The organism is Streptomyces sp. NPDC086519, from assembly GCF_040686075.1.
In the GTDB taxonomy this organism is placed as follows: domain Bacteria; phylum Actinomycetota; class Actinomycetes; order Streptomycetales; family Streptomycetaceae; genus Streptomyces; species Streptomyces shenzhenensis.
On sequence record NZ_JBFBJL010000014.1, the window covers coordinates 168180 to 186058 of the forward strand.

The 17879-nt window shown below is 71.2% G+C and carries 15 protein-coding genes and 1 riboswitch; of the genes, 8 read left to right on the plus strand and 7 right to left on the minus strand.

All coding sequences use genetic code 11. The annotated features are described in order from the left end of the window. The first annotated feature begins 327 nt into the window (after nucleotides 1-327). Entirely contained in the window at nucleotides 328-2328 is a 2001-nt protein-coding gene (recQ, locus tag AB0P24_RS16150; RefSeq protein ID WP_365794301.1) for a DNA helicase RecQ, read from the plus strand. A 163-nt stretch (nucleotides 2329-2491) separates the two neighbouring features. Here recQ and AB0P24_RS16155 read toward each other — a convergent pair whose 3' ends face one another. Further along, a complete protein-coding gene (locus AB0P24_RS16155; RefSeq protein WP_365794303.1) occupies nucleotides 2492-3430 on the minus strand; it encodes a M56 family metallopeptidase in 939 nt (312 codons plus the stop codon). Between the two features lie 355 nt (nucleotides 3431-3785). Then, the gene (gene fahA / locus AB0P24_RS16160) at nucleotides 3786-4997 is read right to left on the minus strand and encodes a fumarylacetoacetase (RefSeq protein WP_365794333.1); all 1212 of its coding nucleotides are present in this window, start codon (nucleotides 4995-4997) and stop codon (nucleotides 3786-3788) included. A gap of 553 nt (nucleotides 4998-5550) precedes the next feature. Here fahA and AB0P24_RS16165 point away from each other — a divergent pair. Continuing rightward, the gene (locus tag AB0P24_RS16165) at nucleotides 5551-6357 is read left to right on the plus strand and encodes an HAD family hydrolase (protein ID WP_365794305.1); all 807 of its coding nucleotides are present in this window, start codon (nucleotides 5551-5553) and stop codon (nucleotides 6355-6357) included. Between the two features lie 13 nt (nucleotides 6358-6370). Here AB0P24_RS16165 and AB0P24_RS16170 read toward each other — a convergent pair whose 3' ends face one another. After that, nucleotides 6371-6853, minus strand: coding sequence for a transglycosylase SLT domain-containing protein (locus AB0P24_RS16170; RefSeq protein WP_365794307.1), 483 nt, complete (start codon nucleotides 6851-6853; stop codon nucleotides 6371-6373). Between the two features lie 5 nt (nucleotides 6854-6858). Then, nucleotides 6859-7053, minus strand: a riboswitch (cyclic di-AMP (ydaO/yuaA leader). 1134 nt (nucleotides 7054-8187) lie between these two features. Here AB0P24_RS16170 and AB0P24_RS16175 point away from each other — a divergent pair. From AB0P24_RS16175 to AB0P24_RS16195, 5 genes are all read left to right on the plus strand, one after another. Further along, nucleotides 8188-9198: a polyprenyl synthetase family protein gene (locus tag AB0P24_RS16175; protein WP_234533956.1), complete on the plus strand. Its 1011-nt coding sequence runs from the start codon at nucleotides 8188-8190 to the stop codon at nucleotides 9196-9198. Between the two features lie 282 nt (nucleotides 9199-9480). Further along, nucleotides 9481-10761 (plus strand): DUF2092 domain-containing protein, encoded by a 1281-nt coding sequence (locus AB0P24_RS16180; protein ID WP_365794309.1) that lies wholly within the window; start codon nucleotides 9481-9483, stop codon nucleotides 10759-10761. 68 nt (nucleotides 10762-10829) lie between these two features. Then, on the plus strand, nucleotides 10830-11858 hold the full coding sequence (locus AB0P24_RS16185; RefSeq protein ID WP_365794311.1) for an ABC transporter ATP-binding protein: 1029 nt from the start codon (nucleotides 10830-10832) through the stop codon (nucleotides 11856-11858). Then, complete coding sequence (locus AB0P24_RS16190; RefSeq protein WP_365794313.1) at nucleotides 11845-12729, plus strand: ABC transporter permease; 885 nt, start codon at nucleotides 11845-11847, stop codon at nucleotides 12727-12729. Before AB0P24_RS16185 ends, AB0P24_RS16190 begins: the two co-directional genes overlap by 14 nt. 165 nt (nucleotides 12730-12894) lie before the next feature. Then, nucleotides 12895-14082 carry a tetratricopeptide repeat protein gene (locus AB0P24_RS16195; RefSeq protein ID WP_365794315.1) on the plus strand — a complete coding sequence of 396 codons (1188 nt, stop codon included), beginning with the start codon at nucleotides 12895-12897 and terminating at the stop codon, nucleotides 14080-14082. A 9-nt stretch (nucleotides 14083-14091) separates the two neighbouring features. On the opposite strand, the gene AB0P24_RS16200 is transcribed toward AB0P24_RS16195, so the two are convergent. The 3 genes from AB0P24_RS16200 to AB0P24_RS16210 all read right to left on the minus strand — a co-directional run bounded on the left by AB0P24_RS16200 (nucleotide 14092) and on the right by AB0P24_RS16210 (nucleotide 16527). After that, nucleotides 14092-14556 carry a VOC family protein gene (locus AB0P24_RS16200; RefSeq protein WP_365794317.1) on the minus strand — a complete coding sequence of 155 codons (465 nt, stop codon included), beginning with the start codon at nucleotides 14554-14556 and terminating at the stop codon, nucleotides 14092-14094. A 31-nt stretch (nucleotides 14557-14587) separates the two neighbouring features. Continuing rightward, on the minus strand, nucleotides 14588-15553 hold the full coding sequence (gene rarD, locus AB0P24_RS16205) for an EamA family transporter RarD (RefSeq protein WP_365794319.1): 966 nt from the start codon (nucleotides 15551-15553) through the stop codon (nucleotides 14588-14590). A 122-nt stretch (nucleotides 15554-15675) separates the two neighbouring features. Next, a complete protein-coding gene (locus AB0P24_RS16210; RefSeq protein ID WP_365794321.1) occupies nucleotides 15676-16527 on the minus strand; it encodes an SDR family oxidoreductase in 852 nt (283 codons plus the stop codon). A gap of 164 nt (nucleotides 16528-16691) precedes the next feature. Here AB0P24_RS16210 and AB0P24_RS16215 point away from each other — a divergent pair, with 164 nt between their 5' ends. Continuing rightward, entirely contained in the window at nucleotides 16692-17030 is a 339-nt protein-coding gene (locus AB0P24_RS16215; RefSeq protein WP_365794335.1) for a helix-turn-helix domain-containing protein, read from the plus strand. A 183-nt stretch (nucleotides 17031-17213) separates the two neighbouring features. Here AB0P24_RS16215 and AB0P24_RS16220 read toward each other — a convergent pair. Next, nucleotides 17214-17879, minus strand: a 666-nt coding sequence (locus AB0P24_RS16220; protein ID WP_365794323.1) for a thiamine pyrophosphate-dependent enzyme, incomplete at its 5' end; no start/stop codon positions are given.

Sequence of the window (17879 nt, forward strand, 5' to 3'; positions counted from 1 at the left end):
CCGTACAGCGCGGGCCTCCCCGGCCCCGCCCGTGCAGCATGGCCCGCGCCGGTTCCGGGCCGCCACGCGAGGACCGCCAAAGGGCTGAAGACTGCCAAAGGGCTGGAGACCGCCAAAGGGCTGGAGACCACCAAAGGCGTGAGGACACCGCCAAAGGCCTGAGGGCACCGCCGGACGGGGGAGCCCCCGCACCCCACAGCCCCTTCCCGGGCGGCCAGCCTGTGGATAACTCCGGCGCTGTCGGTCCGGACCCCTATCGTGGAGGCAGTGGTCGAAGGACGACGTACGGGGGACACGACGATGGGCGGGACAGGCGGAACCGACGAGATGCCAGGGACGACCGAGACGCCGGGGGCGCCACAGGCGCACGGACCGGCGGACAGCGAGGCACTGGCCACGCTGCACCGGGTCTTCGGGTACGACGCCTTCCGGGGCGAGCAAGAAGCGATCATCGAACATGTGGTGGCGGGCGGCGACGCCGTCGTCCTCATGCCGACCGGCGGCGGAAAATCGCTGTGCTACCAGATTCCCGCCCTGGTCAGACCCGGTACGGGCGTCGTGGTCTCGCCACTGATCGCCCTCATGCAGGACCAGGTGGACGCCCTGCGCGCCCTCGGCGTCAACGCCGGGTTCATCAACTCCACGCAGGACTTCGACGAGCGGCGCGTGGTCGAGGCCCAGTTCCTCGCGGGCGAACTCGACCTGCTGTACCTCGCCCCCGAGCGGCTCCGCCTGGACTCCACCCTCGACCTGCTCGCCCGCGGCAAGATCGCCGTCTTCGCCATCGACGAGGCACACTGCGTCTCCCAGTGGGGCCACGACTTCCGCCCCGACTACCTCGCCCTCTCCCTGCTCGGCGAGCGCTGGCCCGACGTCCCGCGCATCGCGCTCACGGCCACCGCCACCCACGCCACCCATCAGGAGATCACCCAGCGACTGCACATGCCGGCGGCCCGGCACTTCGTGGCCAGCTTCGACCGGCCCAACATCCAGTACCGGATCGTCCCCAAGGCCGACCCCAAGAAACAGCTCCTCACCTTCCTCCGCCAGGAACACGAGGGCGACGCCGGCATCGTCTACTGCCTCTCCCGCAAGTCCGTCGAGGCCACGGCCGAGTTCCTGACCCGCAACGGCATCGACGCCGTCCCCTACCACGCCGGCCTCGACGCGGGCACCCGAGCCACCCACCAGTCCCGCTTCCTGCGCGAGGACGGCCTGGTCGTCGTCGCCACCATCGCCTTCGGCATGGGCATCGACAAACCCGACGTCCGCTTCGTCGCCCACCTCGACCTGCCCAAATCCGTCGAGGGCTACTACCAGGAGACCGGCCGGGCCGGCCGCGACAGTCTGCCCTCCACCGCCTGGATGGCCTACGGCCTCAACGACGTCATACAGCAGCGCAAACTCATCCAGTCCGGTGAGGGAGACGAGGCCTTCCGGCGCCGTGCACAGGCCCACCTCGACTCCATGCTCGCCCTGTGCGAGACCGCCCAGTGCCGCCGCGGGCAACTCCTCAACTACTTCGGCCAGGACCCCGACCCGGCGGGCTGCGGCAACTGCGACACCTGCCTCACCCCGCCCGAGACCTGGGACGGCACCGTCGCCGCCCAGAAGGTCCTCTCCACCGTCGTACGACTTCAGCGCGAACGCGGGCAGAAGTTCGGCGCCGTCCAGATCGTCGACATCCTGCTCGGCAAGCGCACCGCCAAGGTCATACAGTTCGATCACGACCAGCTGTCCGTCTTCGGCATCGGCACCGACCTCGACGAAGGCGAATGGCGAGGCGTCGTCCGGCAACTGCTCGCCCAGGGGCTGCTCGCCGTCGAGGGCGAGTACGGCACCCTCGTGCTCACCGAAGCCAGCGGGTCGGTACTGCGGCGCGAGCGGGAGGTCCCGCTGCGCAAGGAGCCGAAGAAGCCGGCGGTCTCGCGCGGGTCCGGGAGCTCCGGTGCCTCCGGTTCCTCTTCCTCCGGCAAGGGCAAGGCGAAGGCGGCTGTGGCAGAGCTGCCCGAGGAACTGCTGCCCGCCTTCGAGGCCCTGCGCGCCTGGCGCGCCGAGCAGGCCCGCGAACAGGGCGTACCCGCGTACGTGATCTTCCACGACGCCACCCTCCGGGAGATCGTCGGCCGGCGGCCCGAGTCCATCGCCGAACTCGCCACCGTCGGCGGCGTCGGTGAGAAGAAGCTCATGACGTACGGAGAGGGCGTGCTCGGGGTGCTGGCCGCCCTCAGGACGCCGGCCGCCCCGGCTCCCGCGGGACCGGGGACCGGGGACGAGGACCACTGGCCCGAGATGGACGCGGAGCCGGAACCGGAGGACTGGGCATAGGGGGGACCGGGCATAGGGCGGTGCGGGACCTGCGGTGGCGGTGAGAGACGGCTGCGCTCCTGAAAACGGCGGAGCAACGGCATCTCGATCCGCGCCGCGGCGCATCGGCCTCCCGCGCACCCGGACACCGCGCCGATCCGGATGAGACGATCTGGCCGACGATCTAGCCGAGCGCGGTCAGCCCCGGTGCGAACGTGATCAGGAGCGGGAGCAGGGGGACCAGGGCGGCCACCGTCGTTGTGAGGGCCCGCTGGCGGCGCAGCAGCCGTGGGGGCGGTTCCAGCAGGCGGTCGACCCGTTCGCCCAGCAGCCGGCGGCTCGATGCGCAGGACAGGACCCCGCGGTGCTGGTTCAGTTCGATCAGGGCCAGCGCGGTGGTGAGGTGGCCGCAGCGGCGGGACGCTGTGTCGTCCGCGGCGAGTTCGACGAGCCGGTGGGTCTGGTCGCAGAAGTGCGAGAAGAGCGGAACCCGCGGGAAGCCCGTGGCCAGGGCGCTGGACAGGTGGAGCAGCCAGTCGTGGTGGGCGCGGGCGTGGCCCCGTTCATGGGTGAGCACGGCGTCGAGCTGGTGGTCGGTGAGGCGGTGCAGTGCCCCCGTGGTCACGACCAGCTGCGGCGGGTGGCCGGGCATCCACCAGGCGTCCGGGTACTCGTCCTCCAGCACCAGCATCGGTCCGCGTGCCGTGGGCAGCCCCGCCGGCAGTTCGGGTGCCCGCTCGCGCAGGTGTGCGCGGGTCTGGTCCCGGTGCCGTCGGGCCTCGACCAGTTCGCGGGCGAGCATCGCCGTCGTCCACGCGGCCCCGGACGCCAGCAGGACCGTGAGCGCGACCGCCCACAGGGGTGCGACGGAGAGGTCGTAGGCGGCGGTGACCGCCGGTGGCGCCGGCGCGAACACCCGGTCGCGCACCGTGTGGAAGACGGCCGCCGCGCCCAGGGCCAGCGCGGCCAGGCAGCACATCAGCACGGTGGCGACCAGGCACTGCCACACCCACAGCCCGACCACCGGTTCCCGCTCCGGCCACAGGGACCGCACCAGGGCGCGCGGCGCGGGTACGGCGGCCGTCAGGGCGACGGCGGTCAGCAGGAGCAGGCAGACGGTCATGCCGGGGCGGGCTCCGTTTCCTGATCGGAGACGTGTGACGGTGGTGGTGCGGGGGTGATACGCCGCCGCGTGGACATGGCGCGTGCGCCGGCACTCATGTGATGCGCGCGCCGACGCTTCGCATGGTGCGCGTGCGGGCGCATCGCATGGTGCGTGTCCCGTCAGTATGACGGTGCGGGGTGCCCGGAGTCAGGTGTCGACGACGATCCGGGCGCCCCCTCGTGGGCCCGGCGGTTGGCGAGGGGCCGGCACCCGCGACGCCTCCGGTGCCTGCCCGCCCGCGGCTCCCGCCGCCCGCGCCCGGTCACGAAGTCCTTGCTCGCCTCGGTGAGCAGGGCCGTCCCGGCCGTCTCCCTCACCCCGCCACGATCCGCCCCCCGACCTCCCCGAGCCCCACGCGGCTGCCGCCCGGCCCCGGGGCCCACCCCGACAGCGTCACCACGTCGCCGTCCTCCAGGTATGTCCGCTTTCCGTCCGGGAGTTCGAGGGGATCGCGTCCGTTCCAGGTCAGTTCCAGCAGCGACCCGCGCTGCCCGGGCTCCGTGCCGCTCACCGTGCCGGAGCCGTACAGGTCTCCGGTGCGCAGGGAGGCGCCGTTGACCGTCATGTGGGCGAGTTGTTGGGCGGCGGTCCAGTACATGGTGGAGAACGGCGGCTCGGACACCGTGTGCCCGTTGATCGCGATCGAGATCCGCAGATCGTAACCGGCGGGCTCCTCGGTCGCGTCGTCGAGGTACGGCAGCAGCGGATGCGTCCGCCTCGGCGGGGCGACCCGTGCCGCCTCCAGCGCGTCCAGGGGAGTGACCCACGCCGAGACCGAGGTGGCGAACGACTTGCCGAGGAACGGGCCGAGCGGGACGTACTCCCAGGCCTGGATGTCCCGCGCCGACCAGTCGTTCAGCAGGCACAGGCCGAACACGTGCTCCCTGAAGTCGGCCAGCGCCACCGGCCTGCCCTGTGCCGACGGCGTACCGACGACGAAACCGACCTCGGCCTCGATGTCCAGCCGTGCCGACGGGCCGAACACCGGTGCCGGGTCCGACGGCGCCTTCCGCTGTCCCGACGGCCGTACGACGTCCGTCCCGGACACCACGACCGTGCCCGCGCGGCCGTGGTAACCGATCGGCAGGTGCTTCCAGTTGGGGGTGAGCGGTTCGGCGGCGTCGGGGCGGAAGATGCGGCCGGCGTTTCGGGCGTGGTTCTCCGAGGCGTAGAAGTCGACGTAGTCGGCGACCTCGAACGGGAGGTGCAGGGTCACCTCGGGCAGCGGGTGGAAAAGGGGGGTGAGCGTCTCGCGGTGCGCGGGCACGGTCACCCAGGCGGTCAGGGCGCGCCGTACGTCCGACCAGGCGGTGCGGCCCGCGGCCAGCAGCGGGTTGAGGGTGGGGCGGGCGAGCAGGGAGGCGTACGGGGAGCCGAGCGCGAGGGCCGCGGCGCCGGCGTCGAGGACGTGGTCTCCGAGGCGGACGCCGACCCTCCGTTCCGCGCTCCCGGAGGTCGAGAACACGCCGTACGGAAGGTTGTGCGGGCCGAAGGGGTCACCCTCGGGGACCTCGAAAGGGGGCAAGGGGGGCATGGGGTGACTGCCTCACTCTCATCCGTGCCGCACGGGGCCGACCATGTGGCGACGTCTCTATGGCGTTGCGCGGCATTCCATGTGGTCGCGCCACACGTTACGGGTGAGTCGACTGTCGTGGCAGTGTCTAAAGAGTTCGCAATGTCCCGATACGCCTTGTCGGAGTGGTCGATTCCGGCTTGGCGTCCTTTGGGGGACACGGGCGGGGTGGGTCCGGTTCGTAGGGGGACCCGTGGGGGGACCCGTGGCCAGGAATGCCGTCAGCGTGCCGTTCGAGGCGGACCGGGACGTGCCGGGCCCGATCGTCAAGTTCGGCGACTGTCCGCTGACCGGGACGAGGGCATCGAACCGGTGGAGGCCTTCGTCGGCCATGGCGAGTGGTTCCAGCAGAGACCGGTGCCCGAACCGGAGCGGGTGCGGACGGTCGCCGTGGACCGGCACAGGACGAAAGGCGTCAACCGGCCCCAGCACGGCGACAGCGGGCGCCACTTGAGGCCGAAACACGTGGTGAGTCGCAGGGACGTGCTGTCCGTATTCTCTGATCATGGTCGCACCCTCCCCGTACTCACTGGTCGCCACCGACCTGGACGGCACGCTGCTGCGTGCCGACGACACCCTTTCGGAACGGTCGCTCGCCGCACTCGCGCGGGCCGGCCGGGCCGGTGCCCGGCACCTCGTGGTGACCGGCCGCCCCGCGCCGAGAGTGCGCCCCCTCCTCGACGACCTCGGCTGCACGGGACTCGCGGTCTGCGGCCAGGGCGCGCAGGTGTACGACGCCGGCGCGGACCGGCTGCTGTGGTCGGTCACCCTGGACCGGGAGCTGGCGGAGACCGCGCTCGGCAAGATCGAGGCCGAGGTCGGCCAGGTGTACGCGGCCGTCGACCAGGACGGCGTGGACGGGCTCACGCTCATCGAGCCGGGCTATCTGATGCCCCACCCCACCCTGCCCGCGCTGCGCGTCGCCCGGCGTGACGACCTGTGGTGCGCGCCCATCAGCAAGGTGCTGCTGCGCCACCACACCCTGTCCGACGACGAACTGGCGGCCACCGCCCGCTCGGTGGTCGGATCGCTGGCGACGGTCACCATGTCGGGGCCGGGGACCGTCGAGCTCCAGCCGTGCGGGGTGACCAAGGCGACCGGGCTCGCGCTGGCCGCCGACCATCTGGGACTGAACTCCGAACAGGCCATCGCCTTCGGTGACATGCCCAACGACATCCCCATGTTCGAGTGGGCCGCCTACGGGGTGGCGATGGGCAACGCCCACCCCGAACTCAAGGCGCTGGCCGACGAGATCACCACGTCGAACGAGGACGACGGCATCGCCGTCGTCCTCGAAAGACTCTTCGACTGACGCGGGGCGTCGATCAGTACGCGCCGTGCACGTTGTCGATCGAGCCGTACCGCGCGGCGGCGTAGTTGCAGGCGGCGGTGATGTTCGCGACCGGGTCGTAGATGTCGAACGACGTGCCGGCCACGTGGTAGGTGTTGAACGTCGGGGCGATCACCTGGAGCAGGCCCTTGGAGGGGATGCCGGCGGCCGCGTTGGAGTCCCAGAGGTTGATGGCCCTCGGGTTGCCGGAGGACTCCCGCATCACGTTGCGGTAGATGCCGTTGTAGGTGCCCGGGATGTGCTTCTCCGACATGATCGCGAGCGACTCGCGGATCCAGCCGTCGAGGTTGTTCGGGTACCCGGCGAGGGTCGTCGAGGCCGCCGTGGTGGTGGAGGAGGTGGCGGCGGAGGCGGCGGTCGCCCCGATGAGCGGGAGGCCGAGGAGGGCGGCGCCGGTGCAGGCGACGACGAGCGTGCGGGCGATGCGGGTACGGCGGTTCTGAACGGCAGCAGGCATGGCGAAGTTCCTCTCCGTCGCCTGCGAGGTGAGCTGTCGGGTTCGGGCCCGGGGAGTGCCCGGCCGCACCGCCCGAAGACGATGCGACTTCACCCCTAGCCGTTCCGGAACGACGTCTGTTGGTGACGTCGGCCGCCCGGTCCGGCGACTTACCTGGTTCCCCCGCTCCTGCCTGCGAATGGACTCGTCGATGGGTCAAGACGGGCGGCGGCAGGATTCGGCGTCCGCCCGGCGAGCGGGAACGTATGCGAGAGCACATGTCCGAAACAAGTGGTCGATTCACAGAACACACCGATTGACCTTGAACTGAGGCGTATGTGGTACTTGATCCTTTGCGGTCGCCAATCCTCAACTGGCCCACGGGTAAAGGGAAGAACGGGGCGGCTTGTGGCCTGGTGTCGCCCAGGTCACGTGACCTACTTCACGGGAACGCAATAACCGCAAATCAGACATGAGGGATTCATGGAATCCGTCTATTTCAGGGTTCAACATTTTAAAACCCCGCCCGCATTTGCATGAATCGCCCGCTTCGGAGTGATGGAATGGGCGACATTAGGGTCAATTTCAGCCATAAGTCCGAATTGCTGGTCTGTGTCCGGCGCGAGTCCGCCTCGCCGCTCGGCCCCCCCTCAACCCTCCGGAGCACCCGGTGGCCGTGGGGTGGGTACGTGACGCTCGTCATGTTGGGGGTGGGGGGCGGGCCCCCGGGAGCCTCCTCCGGGGCGCGTGTCCGCCGCGAGGGCGGAACCTCCGCTGCGGTGCGTGTCGTTGTCATGGTGGTCGTCCGTGACGCGGGCCGTGATGGCCGCTCCGATCGAGGGGATGCAGATCAAGGGGAGGCGGAGGGCGTCGTGCGTGATCTCGTGGAAGAAGGGCGTGCGGAGGTGCGCGAGGTGTCGCCGTGCGCGCATCGGGTGCCTCCGTCGGCTTCGACGGCCGGCGGAGGGGGTACGCCCGGGCAGGTGATGTCGGCCGGGAGAGCCGGGAGAGCCGGGAGAGAAAGGGCGGTTTCCGGGCAGCAGTCAGTCGGGAGACTCGTCGCGGGACGGGACGCCGGGCGCGTCCCCGGGCTCGAACCCGGCGTCCGCCCCGGTGCGGGACACGGCCTGCGCCATGGTTCGGGACAACTGTCCGCACTTCCTGTTAAGTCAGTGGATGTCGGGTCGTATCGGCTGATCAAAAACATAACGGTCGTGATCCGATAGCGCCCGGGGTGTAACCGTGGGCGCTATCGGTGATCGAAACCTGACCGGATACGCTGACTTGAGTGATGGCAGCGACCTATCGACAAACCGTGTAATCGCCAGTAGACACCAGCAGACAGGAGACCCCTCGTGACCGTCGTCGGGCCGTTCGGGCTGAGCGTGCGGGACCAGGCTCTGGAAGCCGATGTCCAGGCCGGATTGACGGCTGTCGAGGAAGGCTTGCTAGAAGCCACCAAGAGCGAGGTCCCGTTCATCACGGAGGCCGCGCAGCACCTCGTACGGGCCGGGGGGAAGCGGTTCCGTCCGCTGCTGGTGATGCTCGCCGCGCAGTTCGGCGACCCGTACGCGCCGGGTGTCGTGCCGTCGGCCGTCGTCGTCGAGCTCACGCACCTGGCCACGCTCTACCACGACGACGTCATGGACGAGGCCTCCGTGCGACGCGGTGTCGACAGCGCCAACACCCGCTGGGGTAATTCGCTCGCCGTCCTCACGGGTGACTTCCTCTTCGCCCGCGCCTCCCAGATCCTCGCCGACCTCGGTCCCGAGGCGGTCCGGGTCCAGGCCCTCGCGTTCGAACGGCTGGTGACCGGCCAGATCCTGGAGACGGCGGGTCCGACGGACGGCCGTGACCCGGTAGAGCACTACCTCGACGTGCTGGGCGGCAAGACCGGCTCGCTGGTCGCTGTCTCCTGCCGCTTCGGCGCGATGCTGTCCGGCGCCGACGAGACGGTCGTCGACGTCCTCACCCAGTACGGCGAACGTCTCGGTGTCGCCTTCCAGCTCGCCGACGACGTCCTGGACATCGCCTCCGACTCCCAGGAGTCCGGGAAGACCCCGGGAACCGACCTCCGCGAGGGCGTGCCCACGCTTCCGGTGCTGCGGCTGCGGGAACGGGCGGCCCGGCTGGGGCTGGCCGAGGACATCGCCCTGTGCGAACTGCTGGACTCCGACCTCACGGACGACGCGCGGCACGCGGAGGCCCTGGCGGCGCTCCGGGCGCATCCCGCGCTGGAGCTGGCTCGCCGGGACGCGGTCCGGTACGCGGAGGAGGCGCGGGCCGTGCTGGCTCCGCTCCCGGAGTGCGATCCGAAGGCCGCGCTGGTGGAGCTGTGCGACGCGGTGGTGCACCGCGCCGGATGACTCCGGCGGGCCCTGCCGGCCCCGCAGCGGTCGCGCCCTACGGCACGTGACAGGAGGCGCCTTCGCCGTACGACCCCTACGGGTCACGGAAGGCGCCTCCACCCTTGTGTCATACCGCAGGTGTACATGGAGTTGGCTCCGTGGTCTGACGCTTCCGCGCGCCCCATTTGGTGAGATGGAAACCACGGAAATCACCACCACTCACCGGTTCGGGTGAGAATGGCGGCTCAGGGTGGGACACGTGCGAGGACGGCCGCCGCCGACGACGGAGGTAAGGCACACATGGCACCGTACGAATCCGACGACAGCACGGGGGCCGCGCAGGCCGACGACGAGCTGCGCGACGAGTTGCGAGCCGAGCGGCGTCGCAAGGCCGCACGGTACGGCGTCCCGCTCGCGGTGGTGGGGGTGGCCGCGGCCACCATCGGCCTGGTCCCGGCGCTCGCCGACTCCGGTGACCCCGACCTGCCGAAGATCACCGCGCAGGAACTCATCGACAAGATCGCCAAGTCGGACGTGCAGCAACTGTCCGGCACCGTGAAGATCAGCACCGACCTCGGCCTGCCCGACCTCGGCGGTCTGGAGAGCAGCCTGCTGTCCGGGGCGACCCAGGGCAGCGGCGGCGGCTCGTCCGCCGACCCGACCGGCAAGCTCACCGAGCTGGCCTCCGGCGTGCACACCCTGCGAGTGGCCGCCGACGGCCCCGAGAAGCAGAAGGTGTCGGTGCTGGAGAGCGGCGCCGAGTACAGCCTCATCCACAACGGCACCGACGTGTGGGGCTACGACAGCAAGTCCAACGAGGTCTACCACTCCACCGCCGCCGACTCCGGCAAGGCCGAGCAGCACGAAGTACCGGCCACGCCCAAGGACTTCGCCGACGAGTTCCTCAAGTCGGTCGACGGCACCACCTCGGTGACCGTCGACGGCACCGCCCAGGTCGCCGGCCGCGACGCCTACCGGCTCGTCATCAAGCCCAAGCAGTCCGGTACGACGGCCGGCGCGATCAGCATCGCGGTGGACGCCAGGACCGGCACACCGCTGAAGTTCACGCTCACGCCGTCGAGCGGCGGCGCGGCCGTGGTCGACGTCGGCTACACCCAGGTCAGCTTCGCGAAGCCGGCCGCCTCCACCTTCGACTTCACCCCGCCCAAGGGTGCCAAGGTCACCGAGGGCGACAAGGCCGACAAGGCCGACAAGGCCGGCAAGGCCGGCAAGACGCGCGAGGGCAGCGGGGCGGACCAGGGCGGCAAGTCCTCCGAGACGCCCGGCCACGGCTCCGCCAAGGGCCTCGACGAGTCCGGCTTCAAGGTCCTCGGCAAGGGCTGGAACTCCATAGCCGTCCTCGACACCGGCAGCAAGGGTGGCCTGCCCAGCGGCTCCGCCTCCGGTGGCGGCGACCTGGGCGGCTTCCTCGGCTCGCTCGGCGACCCCGTCTCCGGCAAGTTCGGCAAGGGCACCGTCTTCTCCACCCGGCTGATCAACGCCCTGATCACGGACGACGGCAAGGTGTACGTCGGTGCCGTGGACAAGGCGGCGCTGGTGAAGGCGGCGAACGCGGGCTAGTCCGGGGCCGTGCGGTTGCGGCGCGGGGCGGTAAGTACCCTTTGCCGCACGAGGAATCGAGGGAGCCGATGGACCGACCGTCCGCCACGGAACGGCAGCCGGAGGACCCGGAGAAAGCCGGGGCCCTCGGGGCCGCCGGGAAACCGGAGGCCGACGCCCCGGTGGGAGCGGGTGTCATCGACACCCACGGCCTCACCAAGCGCTACCGCGGCGGACAGCTCGCCGTGGACGGTCTCGACCTGACCGTCCCCGCGGGCAGCGTCTTCGGCTTCCTCGGCCCGAACGGCTCCGGCAAGACCACCACCATCCGCATGCTGATGGGCCTGATCGAGCCCACCTCGGGCACGGCCCGCGTCCTCGGCCACCCGATGCCGCGCGCCTCCCGCGTCGTACTGCCCCAGGTCGGCGCCCTCATCGAGGGCCCGGCGCTGTACGGCTTCCTCTCCGGCCGCGACAACCTGCTGCGGTACGACGCCGCCGACCCGACCGCCGACCCCCGCACCCGGCGCGCACGCGTCGAGGCCGCGCTGGACCGGGTGGGCCTGGCGGCCGCCGCGGCGAAGAAGGCGAAGGCCTACTCCCTCGGCATGAAGCAGCGCCTGGGCCTCGCCGCCGCGCTGCTCCAGCCCCGCAAGCTGCTGGTCCTGGACGAGCCGACCAACGGCCTCGACCCCCAGGGCATGCGGGAGATCCGCACCCTGGTGCGGGAACTGGCGGAGGACGGCACGACCGTGTTCCTCTCCTCCCACCTCCTCGACGAGATCGAGCAGGTCTGCACCCACGCCGCCGTGATGGCCCAGGGCCGGCTGATCGCCCAGGGCGCGGTCGCCGACCTGGCGGCCGGGGCCCGCGGCCGGCTCGTGGTGATCACCCCGGACCCCGTGGAGGCGGCCCGGGTGCTCAAGGAACAGGGCGTCGCGGACGTCGTCGCCGCCGAGGACCGGGTGACCGGCGAGCCGCCCGAGCGCGACCTCGCCGAGGTGAACGCGGCGCTCGTCACGGCGGGCGTCCGGGTCCGCGGCTTCACCGTGGAACGGGCCTCGCTGGAGGACGCCTTCGTGGCACTGACCGGGGAGGGTTTCGATGTCGCGGGCTGACCTGGCCGTCGCGGACCCGGCGGCCGTCCGGCCGAACCCGGTGTGGAGCCTCGGGTTGCTGCGCAGCGAGCTCGTCACCACGTTCCGGCGCTGGCGCACCGTCGCCCTGCTGGGCGTACTGGCGGCGGTGCCCGTCCTCGTCGGCGTGTCGGTCAGGATCGAGACGCGGGGCGGCGGGCAGGCAGGCCGCGGCGGCGAGGGCCCGGCCTTCATCACCCAGGTCACCAACAACGGACTGTTCCTGGTGTTCACGGCGCTGGCCGCGACTCTCCCGTTCTTCCTGCCGATGGCCGTCGGAGTGGTCGCCGGGGACGCGATCGCGGGCGAGGCCGACGCGGGCACCCTGCGCTATCTGCTGGTCGCCCCAGCGGGCCGCACCCGCCTGCTGCTCACCAAGTACGCGACCACGATGGCCTTCTGCCTGGTCGCGACCCTGGTGGTGGCCGCCTCCGCGCTCGCCGTCGGCGCGCTCCTCTTCCCGCTCGGCGACCTGACGACGATCTCCGGCACCCGGATCTCCTTCGCCGACGGCCTCGGCCGCGCCCTGCTGATAGCCCTGGTGGTCGCCGTGTCCCTGGCCGGCGTCGCCGCCCTCGGCCTGTTCGTGTCCACCCTGACCAACAGCGGCATCGCGGCGATGGCGACGACCGTGGGCCTGCTCATCACCGTCCAGATCCTCGACCAGATACCCCAGCTGCACGCGCTCCAGCCGTACTTGTTCTCCCACTACTGGCTGTCCTTCGCCGACCTGATACGCGACCCCGTCTACTGGGACGACCTGGTCAAGAACCTGGAGCTGCAGGCCCTGTACACGGCGGTGTTCGGATCGGCGGCCTGGGCGCGGTTCACGACGAGGGACATCACCGCCTAGCCGGGCCGTGCGGTCGGCATCCGCCGCCGCCCCCGCCGGGTGCCCCTTCCTGGTGCGAGGCTGTGACGTCATGGTGACGCGGGAGCCGTGCAGAGCGGCGAGACTGGACCATACGCACGAGTACGACCGGAGCACGACCGGATGGTGCCGGGGGAATGAGGGCCGATGTCCCGACTCAGCCGCGAGGAGAAGCGGGAAGTCCAGCAGGAGGGACGCCTGGCACCGGTCGACGTCCGGGTAGCCGGGTCGGCCGTGTCCGTGGACGGCGTACCGCTGCTCCCCGGCCCCGGTGAGGAACCCCAGCAGGCGGTCCTCAACCACCTCCAGTGCCTGGCCCGCGCCGCAGGCCGCCCGGTCCTCGCCACCGTCCACGACACGCGCATCGGCTACGTCGTCCCCCTCCAGGTGAACCTGGACGGCTCCAGCAGCTTCACCGGCGACCCGGTACGGCTGGCAGCACCGGCCACCGAGCCGACGGAACAACCCGCGGCGACGGAACAACCCGCGGCGACGGAACAACCCGCGGCGACGGAACAACCCGCGGCGATGGAAGCCGCCTCGGCGGTCCTTCTGCAGGCGGTGCCGCAGCCACCCGCCGCCCCGCCGACACCACCCGTACCGTCGGCCGCCGCTTTGCCCCTGCCGTCCGCTGCGGGCACCGTCCAGCCGCCCACCGGCGTCTTCGGCCCGCCACCCGTGATGAGCCCCGTCCCGGCCCCTGAGACGGCCCCCGTACCCGCCCCCGAAGAGCCGGTGGCCGACCGGGACCGGGACCGGAACTCCGACCCCGACCCCGACCTCCGGTCCGCCCCCACCCCCGCCCGCGGTTTCGACGCGGTCGCCGAGGAGGTGCTCGGGGACGAACCCGTGACGTTGACGGCGGAAGGGGCCGCGCTGCTCACCGAGCCGGTGGCGCGGATCAACGAAGCGGTCCGCACGGGCCGTATCGAAGCGGCGGCCGAGCTCGCGGAGCGAACCGCCGCCGAGGCCGCCGCGGCCCTCGGCGACAGCCACACCGAGGTGCTGCACCTGGGCGAGCTGACCGCGTACATCTCCTACCTCGCGGGTGACCCGGTGCGGGCCTTCCACCTCTCCCTGGACCTGGCCCGGCAACGTCGGCAGACACGGGACGGCGAGGCGGCGTACGGGAACGTGCGGAGCGCGGCGACCGCCTGGCGCGCGGTGCGCGACCCCGAGCACGGGCTGCGCCTCGGCCGCGAGCTGATCGACCTGTGGACGCGGCTCACCGCCGAGGGCGGCCCGGCGGCCGACGACGTCGAGGAACTGGAGTCGGCCCGGGCCCGGATGGCCCGCCTGACGGAACGCGCCCGCCGCGCGGCCGGGAACGCCTGAGCGCCGTCGTCACTGCACGCAGAACTCGTTGCCCTCCGGATCGGCCATCACGGTCCATGCCCCGGAGGGCCCCGAGACGTGCCGCACCACGGTCGCGCCCAGCGCCTCCAGGCGTGCCACCTCGTCCGCCCGTTGCCCCTCGCCGGCGTGCAGGTCGATGTGGAGCCGGTTCTTGCCGGACTTCGCCTCCGGCACCCGCTGGAACAGCACCCGCCGACCCAGCCCCGTGCCACGCTCCTCGTCGTACGGATCGTCCGGGTGCCGTACGGCGATCAGGTCGCGGAAGGCGGCACGGCCGTGGTACTCCACGGTGGCCGCACCGGTCAGCGCGCCCACTTCCAGCAGGTGTTCGACGAGCGCGCTGTTGTCCTCGGCCACGTAGTGCAGTGCGGCGGCCCAGAAGTCGGCCTGCGCGTGCGGGTCGCGGGCGTCGACGACGAGCTTCCAGTGCAGGGGTGCGGGCGTCTGCGTCATGGGGCCCACTTATAGCCGACGGCTGTGACCGTCACACCTGACTTGCGGGAGTCTCCGCGACCGGGGCCGCCGGCCGTGGTACGGGCGCCGCCGCGAGCGCCCGGGCGGCCCGGTGGGCGGTGCGCAACGCGTCCCAGGTGAGCAGGGCGAGGGCGAGCCAGACCAGGGCGAAGCCGGCCCAGCGCTCGGCGGGCATGGCCTCGTGGAAGTAGAGGATGCCGCAGAGGAACTGGAAGACGGGCGCCAGGTACTGCAACAGGCCGAGCGTGGAGAGCGGGACGCGGATCGCGGCGGCGCCGAAGCAGACCAGCGGGACCGCGGTGACGATGCCGGTGGAGGCCAGCAGGGCCGCGTGCCCGGCGCCGTGGTCGAGGAAGCCGGACTCGCCGTGGCCGGTCAGCCACAGCAGATAGCCGAGCGCGGGCAGGAACTGGATCGCGGTCTCCGCCGCGAGTGACTCGATGCCGCCGAGGTTGACCTTCTTCTTGACGAGCCCGTAGGTGGCGAAGGAGCAGGCGAGGACGAGGGAGATCCACGGCGGCTGCCCGTAGCCGACGGTCAGCACGGCGACGGCGGCGACACCGATGCCCACCGCCGCCCACTGCGCGGGTCGCAGCCGTTCCTTCAGCAGGAGCACGCCCATGGCGATGGTGACGAGGGGGTTGATGAAGTAGCCGAGGGAGGCCTCGACCACGTGCCCGGCGTTCACGGACCAGATGTAGACGCCCCAGTTGACGGTGATCACGGCGGCGGCGACCGCCACCAGGGCCAGCCGGCGCGGCTGCCGCAGCAGCTCACCGGCCCAGGCCCAGCGTCGTACGAAGACGAGTGCGACGGCGACGAAGACGAGGGACCACACCATCCGGTGGGCCAGGATCTCCACCGACCCGGCGGGCTTCAGCAGCGGCCAGAACAGCGGAACCAGTCCCCACATGCCGTAGGCCGCGAAGCCGTTCACCAGTCCTGTCCGCCGCTCGCCCTTCGATATGTCGGCCACCGGCCCTCCTCACACCCAGCTTCGGTACACCGCCGGGACGAAGGTAGCGCCGAGCACCCCGGGCTGTCATGGCCGTATCGGTATACGGTCATGACAGCCCGGGGTGCTGTCTCTCCGGAGGCCTACTTGAGCGCGGCGGCGATCGCCTCGGAGATCGGGGAGGTCGGGCGGCCGACCAGGCGGGCGAGGTCGCCGGAGTCCACGACCAGCTCGCCCTTGGCGATCGACGCGTCGACGCCGACCAGGATCGCGGCGAACATCTCCGGCACGCCGGCGCCCGTCAGGATGCCCTGGAGCACCTCGCCGGGCACGGCGTTGTAGGCGATCTCCCTGCCGGTCTGCGCGCTCAGCTCGGCCGCGTACTCGGCGAAGCTCCAGGCGACGTCGCCGCCCAGCTCGTACGTCTGGTTCTCGTGGCCCTCGCCGGTCAGCACGGCGGCCGCGGCGGCCGCGTAGTCGGCGCGGGAGGCGGAGGAGACGCGGCCCTCGCCGGCGGCCGCGACGACGGCGTTGTGCTCCAGGACCGGGGCGAGGTTCTCGGTGTAGTTCTCGTGGTACCAGCCGTTGCGCAGCAGGGTGTACGGCAGGCCGGAGGCGAGCAGGGCCTCCTCGGTGGCGCGGTGGTCGTCCACCAGCGAGGCCTTCAGGCTGCCCGGGGCGCTGGTGTACGCCAGCAGGGCCACGCCGGCCGCCTTGGCTGCGTCGATGACGACCTTGTGCTGGGCGGGGCGGCCCTTGTCGAACTCGTTGCCGGAGATCAGCAGCACCTTGTCGCCGGCGGCGAAGAGGCCGTCGAAGGTCTCGGGGGCGTTGTAGTCCGCGACGGCGATCTTCACGCCCCGGGCGGCGAAGTCGTCGGCCTTGGCCGCGTCGCGGACGACGGCGGTGATCTGATCGGCCGGGACCTTCTCCAGCAGCTGCGTCACTACGTGACGGCCGAGGTGTCCGGTGGCTCCGGTGACAACGATGCTCATGGTGTGCGATCTCCTTGTGGGGTGCGGATGCCACTAACCCTAGGAGGTGCGCTAACCAAAAGAAAGTACCCACTTTGAAGTAAGGTACTGGCATGACCGTAAGCACCTCGGAAGGTACCCCGGACGCCGGTACCGCCGCCGCGAAGTACGTCGTCGGCGCGGAGATGTGCCCGTACCGCCTGGTCCTGGAGCACGTCACCAGCCGCTGGGGCGTCCTAGTCCTGATCCAGCTCCTGGACCGTCCGCACCGCTTCAGCGAACTGCGCCGCGCGATCGGCCGGGTCAGCGAGAAGATGCTCACCCAGACCCTCCAGACCCTGGAACGCGACGGCCTCGTGCACCGGGACGCCAAGCCCGTCATCCCACCCCGCGTCGACTACTCCCTCACCGGCCTGGGCCACGAGGCCGCCCGCCAGGTGCGGGACCTGGCGCTGTGGACCGAGCGGCGGATGGCGGACGTGGAGCGGGCCCGGAAGGCGTACGACGACGCGAAGCGCTCCTGAAGGCCCCTGAGCCCCCCAGCCCCGTACGAATACGAATGCCACCGTATGGACGCGAATACCACCGTACGGACATGAAAGCCCCCGTACTGACACGAAGGCCCCGTACTGACACGAAAGCCCCGGTACAGACACGAAAGTGGGGCCCGGACGGCGTGTCCGGGCCCCACTGGTGACCTCAGGAGCTCAGCCCACAACCGTCCAGGTGTCCCCGCCGGCCAGCAGCGCCGCCAGGTCGCCCTTGCCGTGCTGCTCGACCGCGGTGTCCAGCTGCTCGGACATCTGCACGTCGTAGACGGGCCGTTCGACCGAGCGGAAGATGCCGAGGGGCGTGTGGTGCAGGGTGTCCGGATCGGCCAGCCGGGACAGTGCGAACGCCGTGGTGGGGGAGGACGCGTGGGCGTCGTGGACGAGGATGTCGGACTCGTTGTCCGCGGTCACGTCGATGACCTTCAGGTCGCCGGTGAGGCGGTCGCGTACGACGCCGCGCGCGCCGTCCGTGCCGAAGCGGATGGGCTGCCCGTGCTCCAGGCGGATCACCGCCTCCTGGGCGGACTGCTTGTCCTTGAGGGCGTCGAAGGCGCCGTCGTTGAAGATGTTGCAGTTCTGGTAGATCTCGATCAGGGCCGTGCCCGGGTGGGCGGCGGCCGCGCGCAGCACCTCGGTGAGGTGCTTGCGGTCGGAGTCGATCGTGCGGGCGACGAAGGACGCCTCGGCGCCGATCGCCAGCGACACCGGGTTGAACGGGGCGTCCAGTGAACCCATCGGTGTGGACTTGGTGATCTTGCCGACCTCTGACGTCGGCGAGTACTGCCCCTTCGTCAGGCCGTAGATGCGGTTGTTGAAGAGGAG